Origin of the sequence: Gracilibacillus timonensis, from assembly GCF_900086715.1 — a bacterium.
Taxonomy (GTDB): domain Bacteria; phylum Bacillota; class Bacilli; order Bacillales; family Amphibacillaceae; genus Gracilibacillus; species Gracilibacillus timonensis.
Genome location: NZ_FLKH01000012.1, coordinates 1,217,481 through 1,229,942 on the forward strand (window position 1 = coordinate 1,217,481; position 12,462 = coordinate 1,229,942).

11 protein-coding genes are annotated in these 12,462 nt (G+C 39.5%); 1 reads left to right on the forward strand and 10 read right to left on the reverse strand.

Annotation, left to right across the window (positions count from 1 at the left end):
* Positions 1–57: 57 nt before the first annotated feature.
* The 3 genes from BN6556_RS16965 to BN6556_RS16975 form a co-directional block, all read right to left on the reverse strand.
* Positions 58–1,707: a DUF2334 domain-containing protein gene (locus BN6556_RS16965; RefSeq protein ID WP_161485721.1), complete on the reverse strand. Its 1,650-nt coding sequence runs from the start codon at positions 1,705–1,707 to the stop codon at positions 58–60.
* Positions 1,708–1,808: 101 nt separating this feature from the next.
* Positions 1,809–2,009 (reverse strand): hypothetical protein, encoded by a 201-nt coding sequence (locus BN6556_RS16970; RefSeq protein ID WP_066193641.1) that lies wholly within the window; start codon positions 2,007–2,009, stop codon positions 1,809–1,811.
* A 214-nt stretch (positions 2,010–2,223) separates the two neighbouring features.
* Positions 2,224–3,471, reverse strand: a complete 1,248-nt coding sequence (locus BN6556_RS16975) for a peptidoglycan recognition protein family protein (protein ID WP_066193643.1) — start codon at positions 3,469–3,471, stop codon at positions 2,224–2,226.
* 520 nt (positions 3,472–3,991) lie between these two features.
* Between BN6556_RS16975 and BN6556_RS16980 the strand changes: the two genes are divergently transcribed.
* On the forward strand, positions 3,992–4,714 hold the full coding sequence (locus BN6556_RS16980; RefSeq protein ID WP_262361336.1) for a potassium channel family protein: 723 nt from the start codon (positions 3,992–3,994) through the stop codon (positions 4,712–4,714).
* Between the two features lie 232 nt (positions 4,715–4,946).
* On the opposite strand, the gene glnA is transcribed toward BN6556_RS16980, so the two are convergent.
* The 7 genes from glnA to mutL all read right to left on the reverse strand — a co-directional run bounded on the left by glnA (position 4,947) and on the right by mutL (position 12,457).
* Positions 4,947–6,278 (reverse strand): type I glutamate--ammonia ligase, encoded by a 1,332-nt coding sequence (glnA, locus tag BN6556_RS16985; protein WP_066193647.1) that lies wholly within the window; start codon positions 6,276–6,278, stop codon positions 4,947–4,949.
* A gap of 24 nt (positions 6,279–6,302) precedes the next feature.
* Positions 6,303–6,689 (reverse strand): MerR family transcriptional regulator, encoded by a 387-nt coding sequence (locus tag BN6556_RS16990; protein ID WP_066193650.1) that lies wholly within the window; start codon positions 6,687–6,689, stop codon positions 6,303–6,305.
* 94 nt (positions 6,690–6,783) lie between these two features.
* A complete protein-coding gene (locus BN6556_RS16995) occupies positions 6,784–8,016 on the reverse strand; it encodes a methionine gamma-lyase family protein (RefSeq protein ID WP_066193652.1) in 1,233 nt (410 codons plus the stop codon).
* Positions 8,013–9,266: a GTPase HflX gene (hflX, locus tag BN6556_RS17000; protein ID WP_316245334.1), complete on the reverse strand. Its 1,254-nt coding sequence runs from the start codon at positions 9,264–9,266 to the stop codon at positions 8,013–8,015. The genes BN6556_RS16995 and hflX overlap by 4 nt, the downstream gene beginning before the upstream one ends.
* A 62-nt stretch (positions 9,267–9,328) precedes the next feature.
* Positions 9,329–9,553 (reverse strand): RNA chaperone Hfq, encoded by a 225-nt coding sequence (hfq, locus tag BN6556_RS17005; protein ID WP_066193654.1) that lies wholly within the window; start codon positions 9,551–9,553, stop codon positions 9,329–9,331.
* A gap of 36 nt (positions 9,554–9,589) precedes the next feature.
* Positions 9,590–10,525 carry a tRNA (adenosine(37)-N6)-dimethylallyltransferase MiaA gene (gene miaA, locus BN6556_RS17010; RefSeq protein ID WP_066193656.1) on the reverse strand — a complete coding sequence of 312 codons (936 nt, stop codon included), beginning with the start codon at positions 10,523–10,525 and terminating at the stop codon, positions 9,590–9,592.
* 105 nt (positions 10,526–10,630) lie between these two features.
* Positions 10,631–12,457, reverse strand: a complete 1,827-nt coding sequence (mutL, locus tag BN6556_RS17015; RefSeq protein WP_066193658.1) for a DNA mismatch repair endonuclease MutL — start codon at positions 12,455–12,457, stop codon at positions 10,631–10,633.
* Positions 12,458–12,462 lie beyond the last annotated feature (5 nt).

Genomic DNA, 12,462 nt, shown 5'->3' on the forward strand with positions numbered 1-12,462 from the left:
AAAGCTCCTTGGATTCCTCTCGTCATTACTCTTACTGGTGCGAATGATCTTCAGACATTAAGATCTCGGTCTTCTAAATTTACTTACTAGCAGTAAAATAACTACTATAAAGAAAATCAGACCTGGTATAATGACATACAGGCTTTGTTTTAATTTAATGTTTTTTTCATAATCACTTGCAGCAAACGGTTTTGTCACTTCGATTTCCCCATCTTTTGATGCGATCGTGATCAACTCTGTTTGTACCAAATTATCTTTTTTCTTCAAATCAAGCCATGCCGCATCACTTGCCTGTTCTAGATTTTTTACCACTTTTTTTAAGCCTTCTAATCCAAGATAAGGATGATAAAATGCAGAAATATAGGCTTGTTTATATTTCTGCAATTCTTGCACCTTATGCTGCATATCAACAAAAGATTGCTTGTTCTCTTGTTCAATAAAACCCGCAGTTTCTGGGTATACTGTCATTCCATGCAAAAAAGCAGGGGTTGACTCAAAAATAGGGGCATAATCCCTTTCCCACGTAAAATCTGTCAACTGCAAACGTCCTACATAAGAAGTAAAATGTTCTGATAGGATTTCGTAACCTTGTTGAGACATGGTATAATGAGGGGCTTCCATCGCTAACGGATATAAACCATGGGCTGTCAATTCCTCCACTCCTCGATTAATTGCGTCTTCAATATACCTGCGTTCATATGCCTCGCCCTGTGCAATAAACGATTGATATGCTTCCTCAGATGTAAAATCGTCACGAAATTTAGGTTCTTCCGTTGCTTTTTGATAAATAGGGCGATCATTTTCGACATCCCAAAACTCAAAACCTTCCCCTGTTTCTGAACGGCGATATTGATGCTTGTATCCGTGTAAAATCATACTTGCCCCATTATCCTGCATATATTTTAATGTTTTTACAAGCTTAGGTGAATCTGATAAATGCTTGGTTTGCCCTGCTTCATTTGTATAAACAGGGATGACAGCTACTAAGTAGGGAATATCTTTTGCTTGAAGATACTCTGCTTGTTCTCGCAATAGATCGGCATCTATCATCGGATGAATGTCCTCTAAGCGAAGATATCGAATATGCGCTTCCTTCTTTTCATCAAAGAACGCACGAAAAGCTTCGGTTAAGGCTTCACCGAAAGGGGAAAATAAACTCTGTGCTGCAAAATAATAATCTCCGTTATTCTTAACAATTAAGGGTACCTTATCGTTTCCCTTCAACAGTACTTGTGCCTTCTCTCCTTCTAGTTGATAAACGATATGATCCTCTGATAATGTTTGGCCGATTGGCTCTTGTGTAAATGTTAATTGGTTTACTAGTGTTTCTCCCGTTATGTCCACCCAAGCAAAACGTGGATTGAATTGATCCAGATTATGTCCGATAGCAAAAACAGATCCTTCAAACTGATCAATTATTTCTTTGGCTTGAGCAGATATCTCATTTTTTCCTGCACCAAAATAAATCAAGCGGGAATAATTATGTAGATCCAATGAAGGGAGCTTATCATCCTGGACCAATTGATAGTCACTGGCAAACTGACCAATCAATGTATCCAATACCCTTACTTCTTTGATCTGGCTATCTTCTTCTATCGTATAAATGACTAACACGTTATCTTCTTTTTTCGCAGAAACTTGAGTTGAGGAGATAAAGAGAATACCTATAAACAAGACAAGGCAGCAAAGCATCATACGTTTGTACACGATCATAACCCCTTTTATATTTTATTTATAGACTGATATTTATATAACCTCGCATGCTCACATTGTAGCTTATGTTAATAAATGCATTTAATGAAGCGAATTTAGTTGATTACTAATATCTCCACTTTGCAATCTCGACAAATATATTTTGGTATCCTATTCTCATAAATCGCCAGTGTAATATCATAAAAAGAATGAGAGGTTATATCGTAATTCTGTAGTGCTTGCTGCCATTCATCTTGGTAAAGTAACGTTCCGCCACACTTTGGGCAACTTATCAAATCTTGATCCGACTTTTTCATTTGGTCCACTTCCCCTGTATGATATATATGTATTTTGACAAAAGAGTTGCATTCTTGCAAGTTCCAAGTTAGTAATAAACAATTATATTTAAAAAGAGAGAGGTATTCAAACCTGATTGTGTTTGGTTTACTCACAAATGATTTTTATTTTATTCATGGCATAACTAGAGAGCAAACGAACAAGTCCAGGCTTTTCTGGCCTGGACTTCATTCGCTAGAAAGCACCTGTATTTAATCGATTTTGTAGTTCTTTAACCATTACAGAAGATGGACGACTAATCCTTCCATCAATCGGGGTGCCGAGATATTTTTGCAACGCTTTAATGGTAGTTGGACCTAGTAAACCATCTACTTTAGTTCCAATCTTGCGCTGTAGTGCCTTGACCATTGGACTGCCATCCGTTCCCCAGGTCACCGTGCCATATAATGCCTGGGTCACGACATTAGATAGCTGGTTACTAATCACCCCATCTACCGTAGTGCCCAACGCTTCTTGCAATGCCGTCGTTACTTTATCTCCCCATTTTCCATCAACGGTAAGGTCAGCTCCGGATTTTACTGCTTCTTGGCCAACAATATCCCAACTATAAACCCAACTGTAAATTTCTCGGAGTAATACTTGATTTTTATTAATCTGTTGTACAGTATACGTTTGTCCCTTTACATTTGCCGGTATAGACTGACCAGTTGCATATCTACTGGCCGCATTGGATAAGGTTACCTTGGCTCCTTTTTTTATTTTGGCCGTTTTATTTGTCATCGGGTCCTCTTCTTGCAACGCTGCTAATAGTTCGATATTTTTTATGGCAGAGTAATCATAACCTGTCACCTCGTATTTTTTTGCAAGCACTTTTCTATTTGCTTTGCTGGCATCCATCCCCTTGCTATTCATCCAATCTACGAGTCCTAGCTGACCTTTAGGTGTGGGCGTTGAAAGAGAAACTTCCCCTTTTTCTATCATCACCTTTTCCGATGATTTGTCTAATGTTCCAATAAAATCTAACCAAGTAATACCTTTAGACCCGCTTCGTAAATAATGAGGACAGTCTTTCCAACCAGAAGCTGTTTTATGAGTAATAACATGGGTTAGGGGGATATTATATCTTTTCATTAGATACTTTGTAAGCCTTGAGGTGTTAGCAACTGCTTTTTTAAAATCGCCATCAGCATTGACGCAGATTTCGATACCGATGGAATAATGGTTATACCTACCCCCAGCATGCCAGCAACGATAATGATCTTTAAATGATTGAATCATATCTTTATCGTCAACCTGATAATGCCAAGAAGCCTCACGACTGTTCCCTCGCGATTGTAAATTAGCATGTGCTTGTGCATCAGCCCCCTGTGCTGTATTGCCTGTTTCATGCACGACAATATACCTAATTTCATTGCCTGTTCCATACGTTAACTCATTAGCAATGGATTTATCGACCAATTGCCTTTTCATCGTAATAGTCATCCTAAAACCTCCTTCTTATTATATAAAAAAAGCAGCCAGCCCGATTGGACTAGCTACCTATAAAAAGGATAATTTGGATCCTGCAATCAGAAGGCTGGATTTTTTTATGTGAAAAAAATTTAATACGAGCAAATCGGATGATCACGAGCCAGGAATGTGTTTTTTACCAAAGATGTTTAGTTTTACACTTCATTTTGAACGGAACCTCTTTGTCTTTCATCCAATTTTCGAAATGAATGGTTCTACAATATCAAACAAACAGGTTCTTCCATCATAGGTCTATTTAATTTGGTGATTGAAACCTAGTGTTTTTTGCGGTAAAGTAACCATAGAAGAATTCCTTCTTTTGGTTATTTGGGGCTACATGTAAATGAAATCGATATTGAATATATGGTAGATCCTTTGTCGAACAATTGTACAAGCAGTGTCAATCCGGATAATTGACGCTATAATCTACTAATTCTATAAATTGTGGGTGATTTAATTGTCTAGTAAAATAATAACAATATATGAAATAGTTTTGGCATGTTTAGCACTTCTCTCCGTTATATTCATATGGTCAGAGAATGATTATCGAATGATCTTTGATAGAATTGTGTGGTTTTTACTTTTTGTAGATGTCATAATACGAATCATTATTAGCAAAAATAAATTTCAATATATTTTAAACAATCCCTTTGATATTATTGCTGCGATACCATTAGATGCGATATTTCATTCTGCAAGATTAGTGCGACTCTTTCGAATCATTCGTTTAATTTCTATAGGAACTAAGCATTCAAAGACATTAAAACAGATACTTCAAACAAATGGTCTAAATAAAGTATTTTCTTTATCCATAATCATGCTTTTTTCATCATCGATTCTTGTGACACACTTTGAACCTTCGATCGATTCCTATGCAGATGGCCTCTGGTGGTCCATCGTTACTACAACTACAGTAGGTTACGGTGATATCTCTCCGCAATCCATCATTGGCCGCTTAGTAGCTATATTTTTAATGGTGGTAGGAATAGGTTTGATTGGTATGTTTACTAGCTCATTAACAACTTATTTTATAAATGGCAAAGAGAAAAACAATCCCACCATCGACTTTTTAAAAGCAGAGTTAGATAGATATGATGAACTGAATGACTCAGAAAAAAAGCGAATGGTTCTATTATTGGAAGAGATGAATAAGGAACCGTCTCCACTTGATCAAAAGGAAAACGAAACACCTTCTAATGCGGAAAACACTAGCTAAGTTAGTATTTTCGTTTGTTCTAAAATTTGATGATTAAATATTGAATAAAAACATACGCTTCTGCAACAAAATGAAAATCATGCGATGTTTAAACGCTTAACAATAACTAATTTTAAGCGAATCATTTTTTAGGTATTTCGTGGCATGATCGTGGCGCTCACCTCCCGCTCTCCCCCCCCTCAACCACAAAAAGAAAAACCCCGACACCAACTGTGCCAAGGGTTTCCCTTTATTAGAACGACGACATATATTGTTCTCTTTCCCAAGGGTGAACTTGTGTTCTAAACATATCCCATTCGATTTCTTTGGATTCGATAAAGTGTTCAAAAAGATGCTCGCCAAGTGCTTCGGTGATTATTTCATCTTTCTTCAAGAGATCTAATGCGTTGGCAAGTGTAGCTGGGAGATCGTCAATCCCATTTTCTTCACGTTCTTCTTTATCCATAATATAAATGTTACGGTCAATCGCTTCTGGTGCTTCCAACTTGTTCTTGATCCCATCAAGTCCAGAAGCTAGTAAAACCGATAATGCTAAGTAAGGATTGGCAGCAGGATCCACACTGCGGACTTCCACACGTGTACTTAATCCGCGAGAACTTGGAACACGGATTAGTGGACTGCGGTTAGAACCAGACCACGCTACATAACATGGTGCTTCATATCCAGGAACTAAGCGTTTATAAGAATTAACGGTTGGATTCGTTACAGCCGTGAAAGAAAGCGCATGTTTGATCGTTCCTGCAATAAATTGATAAGCCGTTTCACTTAATTGTAGTGGTCCATTCTCGTCTAAGAATGCATTCGTCTTTCCTTTGAATAAAGACATATTACAATGCATACCAGAACCATTCACTCCGAATAAAGGCTTAGGCATAAATGTTGCGTGCAGACCGTGTTTACGAGCGATCGTCTTGACAACTAATTTGAACGTTTGGATATCGTCAGCATGTTTAACGGCGTCAGAATATTTAAAGTCAATTTCATGTTGGCCAGGAGCCACTTCATGGTGTGAAGCTTCAATTTCAAAGCCCATTTCTTCTAACTCTAACACGATATCTCGACGGCAATTTTCACCCAAGTCGGTTGGTGCAAGGTCAAAATAGCCACCTTTATCATTTAATTCCAATGACGGTTCGCCTTTTTCATCCAGTTTAAATAAGAAAAATTCGGGTTCTGTACCAATATTAAAAGCTGAAAAACCTAATTCTTCTGCTTTTGCTAAGTTTCTTTTTAGATTATATCGTGGACATCCTTCAAATGGCGTACCGTCAGTATTATAGATATCACAAATAAAGCGGGCTACTTTCCCTTTTTCCGATGTCCATGGGAATACAACGAAGGTATCTAAATCTGGATATAGTTTCATATCTGATTCTTCAATGCGGACAAAGCCTTCGATTGAAGAACCGTCAAATACCATCTGATTATCTAGCGCCTTGTCTAATTGACTTAAAGGAATCTCCACGTTTTTGATGGTTCCTAATAAATCAGTAAACTGCAGGCGAATAAATTTTACATTTTCCTCATTAATTCTTTGCTTGATGTCTTCTCTGCTTAATCCCATTTCATTAACTCTCTCCTTTATGTTTTAATGGAAGAACCTTGATAATTCTCCCTGTCTTAACGAAGTTTTACCTGGCTTGTTCGAATCCAGCAACTCTTTTTGCAGCATTTTACGCAAGGCCTTTTCCGAAATTTCATCAGATTTTCGTTTTTCTTCTTTTTTCGAGATCTCTCCCATTTCTAGCACCTGTTTAATTCCTGCAAGATTTAAACCTTTTTCAATCAAGTCCTTAATCTCCAGCAGGCGATCTACGTCATTAAATGAAAATAATCGCTGATTTCCTTCTGTTCGAGATGGATGAATTAACTGATGCTGCTCGTAGTATCGGATTTGTCTTGCGGTTAAGCCAGTTAATGATTTAACAATACCGATAGAAAACAAGGGCATGGTACGTCTATCTATATCACTCATGTTCGTCACCCCTTTCTACTGCTTCCTATAATTATATTATACACGATGTAAGTTTGATGTCAACAGATGTTAAGAAAGTTAACATGATTTTTTACTATGCTAATTCCTTTGCTGCTTGTGTAACTGCAAGCCTTACATGATAGTAGGTGAGTCCGCCTTGCACAAATGCTGTATAAGGTGGTCTGATTGGACCGTCAGCGGTTAATTCCAGGCTTGCTCCTTGTATAAAGGTGCCAGCCGCCATAATTACCTTATCTTGATAACCAGGCATCGGGGCGGGATATGGTAATACATGCGAATTAATCGGTGAATATTTTTGAATAGCCTGGCAAAACGCTATCATTTGTTCTGCCGTGTCAAAGGTGACCGACTGTATCAGATCGGTTCGTTTAACATCGTGACGTGGGTTGGTTCGATAACCTAAGTGTTCTAAATAAGCAGAAGTAAAAATAGCACCTCTTAACGCCTCACTCACCACATGTGGCGCCAGAAATAAACCTTGATACATTTCTTGCAACATACCGATACTTGCACCGATGTCTTTCCCTATACCCGGTGCCGTTAGTCGATTGGCTGCCATTTCAACCAATGTTTGTTTGCCACCAATATAGCCTCCCATTCTTACAATACCACCACCTGGGTTTTTGATCAGAGAACCAGCCATCAAATCTGCTCCTACATCGGTTGGTTCTTGCTGCTCTACGAATTCTCCATAACAATTATCGACAAAGATAATCACCTGTTTAGAAACCGCACGAATATCTTCTATTGCCTTTTTTAGTTCAGCTATAGTAATAGATGGACGGCTGTCATAACCTTTGGAACGTTGAATCGCCACAACCTTTGTCTTCTCACTGATAGCTTCTGTGACAGCGGCAATATCTATTTGACCATGCTTTAAGGCGATATCACGATATCTAATTCCAAAGTCTACAAGAGATCCTGCGACATGCTGATCGTGACCAACAACCTTGTTCAATGTATCGTAAGGTTTACCCGTAATATAGAGCAGCTCATCACCCGGTCGTAACACACCAAATAAAGCAGTACTAATTGCATGCGTACCGGAAGTTAGCTGTGGGCGTACAAGGGCGTCTTCTGTACCAAAAACCGCTGCATAAACGGCCTCTAATTTATCCCGACCATAATCATCATAACCATAACCGGTCGTAGGATTAAAATCACTGTCACTTACTTGGTGCTGTCTAAAAGCATCCAGCACCTTTTGTTGATTGACATATTCATTGTGGTGCACCGCGTCAAACAACGGTTGGATCTGTTTTTCAATTTGTTCTGCGTCTGATAACGCTGTATGCTTACTCGTCATTCTTTCTGTAACTCCTTTATCTCTTTCATAATGGCGTGTTCAGGATCCACAAAACCCTTCAGATAATATCCTGCTAATGCCTCATTATAAGTCTCTTCTGTTAATATACTGTTCTGTCTAATGCGGGCAAGTTTGTCTGCCCGTTGTTCTGGTAAGAATCCGCTATATTCTGCCCAGCCTTCTTTCATCATGTCTTCTACCTTCTGCTTAATCTTTTGAATATCCTGTTCGTCAAAGGCGCTGACTAACAAATATGGATAAGATGAGGGGACAAAAGAAATGGGATCAATCAAATCTTTTTTATTAAAAAGGGTCAATGCAGGCACTTGATCCGCACCTAATTCCGTTAACAAACGGTCGACCGTCTGAGCTTGTTCTTCACGATTGGGTGCATGGACATCCATCACATGCAAGATGAGATCGGCCTCAGTCACTTCCTCTAGTGTCGAACGAAAAGCAGCTACTAATGATGTCGGCAAGTCCTGAATAAAGCCTACCGTGTCGGTTACCACAATCTGCATGTTAGAAGGGAGTACCATTTTTCTGGAAAGTGGATCCAAGGTAGCAAATAACTGATCTTCTTGTAGTGATTCGCTCTTGGTCAGCTGATTAAAAAGTGTGGACTTCCCAGCATTTGTATAGCCAACTACCGCAACCTGGAACAGTTGGTTTCGCCGTCTGTTTTCGCGATATTGCTCTCGCTGATTGACTACTTGTTTCAATCGACGTTTGATATCATCCATACGATTGCGGATATGACGCTGATCGGTTTCCAGTTGCGTTTCACCAGGGCCACGTGTACCGATACCACCTCCCAGTCTGGATAATTGACTGCCTTGGCCATGCAGACGTGGCAGCATATAATCATATTGGGCGAGTTCGACCTGTAGTTTCCCTTCTTTCGTCTGGGCTCTCGAAGCAAAAATATCTAATATGAGTTGACTACGATCAATCACTCTTACCGCTAGATGATCTTGTAGATTTCGTATTTGTGCACCAGATAACTCCTCGTTAGCTATGACCACATCGATAGCTTCTTCCTCGACCAATGCAGTTATTTGCTCCAACTTGCCTTCTCCAATATAATATTTCCGGTGACGGCTTTGTCTTTTTTGTACAACCGTATCCACAACCGTTCCTTGTACGGTAGTAACAAGTGCTTGTAATTCTTCTAATGAATAAAAAAAGGATGCTTCTTCAAGTTTTTGATGCAGTACCGCTAAAAGTAATACACGTTCAATAATGATCACCTGCTTTATTATATTTTTTCCATATAAATAGCGCTATCTAAATAATAGCGCTATTGTTTCCCTTATTCTTTGTCAAGCGTTACATTTTTAGAAGGAACAAATGTAGAAATAGCATGTTTAAAAATTAATTGTTGTTTTCCTTCTGTTTCCAGAAGCACCGTGAAATTATCAAAAGCCTTCACCGTTCCTCGCAGCTGAAAGCCGTTCGTAAGGAATAACGTGGTGAAAATTCGATCTTTTCGAAGTTGATTTAAGTATTGATCTTGAATATTAACTGTTTGGGACATGGTACTACCTCCTATTTTTCTCTATATTTTAATATTCTATGCGAATGAATAGAATCCTTCTATATCCGTCAATATTTTTTGGAAGGCGATATCACTTGTTTCAGGAGTAATGGTATACCAATGTACGGGCATTTTGTTGTTAAACCATGTATATTGTCGTTTGGCGAAGCGCCTGGAATTTTGCTTTAAAGTGGCAATCGCCTCTTCTAAGGAATGTTCCCTTCTGAGATAGGGAAGGAACTCCTTATAACCAATTCCGCGCATGGCTTGTGTATCTGCATAACCTTGTTGATAAAGATTGGTAACCTCATGCAGCAGCCCTTGTTCGATCATTTGATCTACCCGTTGATCAATGCGCTGATATAGTAATTCGCGATCCATATTCAGTCCGATGATATAAAAATCATAGGCGGATTCATGGGTTTGCTTCGCTTGATAGTCGGTCATCGTTCTGCCTGTACGGTCATAGACTTCCAACGCTCGAATCACCCGTCTCTTATTGTTAGGATGGATTTTTTCCGCTTGTAGTGGGTCTACCCTTTTTAGGCGATGATAAACATGGTCTAACCCTTTTTGCTGTATCTCCCGTTCGATAGCTTGCTCATAAGCACTGGAGCGCTGCTGATCAGAAAACTGATAATCGTAAAGTACCGCTTGAATGTACAAACCTGTCCCACCAGCAATAATTGGCAAGTGCTTCCTAGCTGCGATTGCTTGAATTTCGTGCTGCACAAGTGTTTGGAAATTAGCTACGGAAAAATCTTGTTCGGGAGAAAGAATATCAATCATATGGTGTGGAATACCTTGCCTCTCTTGTTCGGTTACCTTTGCAGTTCCGATATCCATTCCTTGATATACCTGCATAGAGTCACCACTAATAATTTCTCCTTGAAACCTTTTCGCTATTTTTATGGATAAATCCGTTTTTCCCACTGCTGTTGGTCCCACAATTACCACTACTTTTTCTTTCAAGCTATCACGAACCTTCTTCAGAGTAATGCGTATATTTGCATACACATCTTTACTTATTTTATCACTATCTTCAGTATACAGGATTACCCGTTAACATTCATCTATTTACATAACCCGCTTGAACATTTTTTCCATTTCGTATTTACTGAACTGGATAATAACGGGACGACCGTGCGGACAAGTGAACGGTTCCTCACACATTCTTAAATCATCTAACAAGCGCTGCATGTCGGTTAAGTTCAAATAATGGTTGGCCTTGATCGATTTTTTACAAGACATTAAGATGGCAGCCTCTTCCCTAAGCTTATGGATATTCACTTGCCTATCTTCCAGTAATTGATCGACCATCTCGCGGACCATCTCGGTTTCTTCACCAGGCGGAAACCATTGCGGATGAGCACGAATTCGATACGTATGCTGACCAAACCCTTCAAAGAATAGCCCCACTTCTTGCAAGGCCTCTTTATATTGCTCAATATAAAGTGCTTCTTGCTGGGTAAACTCAAAAGTGAGCGGAACCATCAAATCTTGCAATTGATTATCGACTTCCCCAATTTTCTCACGATAAAATTCGTATTTGATCCGTTCTTGAGCAGCATGCTGATCGATAATAAACAAACCGCCCTCATTTTGTGCAATAATATAGGTGCCGTGATGCTGGCCGATTGGATACATAATAGGCACACGAGGTTCGGTCTGTTGTGGCGGAACATCCTCTTCGGAAACACGTGGTGGCTCTTCTTCCGTTGAGGCAATGGGTTCCAACTCTGTCTCTGGTTTTTCTATTTCCCATTGTTCTTCTTTGACCATCGTATCGATCGTCTTAACTGGTGGTACCTCTTGCTTTTTGTCATATGTTCCCCATTGCTCATTCGGTTCAAAGTTAAACGTCGGCTGTTCCGTAACCTGCTTTTCTCTTGGTTTTGGTACAGGGGCATCTGGTATTAACGTCTGTTTGTGAAGGGTGTCCTTAATCATTTGTTCTACAGCCTGCGTTAGCTCCTTTTCCTTGCTGAAACGCACTTCCAGTTTTGTCGGATGTACATTGACATCAATTAAATAAGGGTCCATTTCTATGTTTAAAATCACAATCGGTTGCCTGCCAATAGGCAAAAAAGTATGATATCCGTTTGCGATCGCCTTCGCCAAGCCAAAATTCCGGATAAAACGTCCATTGACGATGGTCGTGATATATTGTCGCGAAGCCCGGTTAACCTCTGGTTTGGCAATAAACCCTTTAATGGTATAATCCAATGTTTTCGTCTGTACGGGAATCATCTGTTTAGCCACATTCATACCATAAACGGAAGCCGCAATTTGACGTAAATCACCTTTTCCCATTGTTTGAAATACTCGCTTACCGTTATGGATTAATTCAAAACGGATCGTCGAATGCGCAAAAGCGATTCGGTTGAGGATGTCGGTAATATGTCCCAATTCCGTATGAATGGTTTTCATATATTTCAATCTGGCCGGCGTATTATAAAAAATATCCTGTACGGTAATCTCTGTTCCTTGACGCGCATCGCTTCTCGATTCTTCCGTTAAATGACCACCCTCGATTTTCAGCCTTGTACCTGCCTCTGTACCGGTTGAAGTTTTTAACTCAAGCCTGCTTACAGCTGCGATACTTGCTAAAGCCTCACCTCTAAACCCTAGTGTTTGGATATGAAATAAATCATCCTCATTACTTATCTTACTTGTCGCATGGCGCAAAAAAGCATGTTGGCACTGGTCATGAGGAATACCAGCACCATTATCGGAGACCTTAATCTCCTGCAGGCCTGCCTCTGTAATCTCAACTTTTATCCAGCTGCTGTTAGCATCAATACTATTTTCGACTAACTCCTTTACAACGGAAGCAGGTCGTTCGACTACTTCACCAGCAGCTATCTTATTAGCAAGATAATCTGGCAGCTCTTGAATTTGCATGCATG

Coding starts and splice junctions, on each gene's coding strand:
- BN6556_RS16970 (WP_066193641.1), bottom strand. CDS start 2,009: ATGAAAAAGTCGGATCAAGATTTGATAAGTTGCCCAAAGTGTGGCGGA.
- BN6556_RS16975 (WP_066193643.1), bottom strand. CDS start 3,471: ATGACTATTACGATGAAAAGGCAATTGGTCGATAAATCCATTGCTAAT.
- glnA (WP_066193647.1), bottom strand. CDS start 6,278: ATGGGATTAAGCAGAGAAGACATCAAGCAAAGAATTAATGAGGAAAAT.
- BN6556_RS16990 (WP_066193650.1), bottom strand. CDS start 6,689: ATGAGTGATATAGATAGACGTACCATGCCCTTGTTTTCTATCGGTATT.
- BN6556_RS16995 (WP_066193652.1), bottom strand. CDS start 8,016: ATGACGAGTAAGCATACAGCGTTATCAGACGCAGAACAAATTGAAAAA.
- hfq (WP_066193654.1), bottom strand. CDS start 9,553: ATGTCCCAAACAGTTAATATTCAAGATCAATACTTAAATCAACTTCGA.
- mutL (WP_066193658.1), bottom strand. CDS start 12,457: ATGCAAATTCAAGAGCTGCCAGATTATCTTGCTAATAAGATAGCTGCT.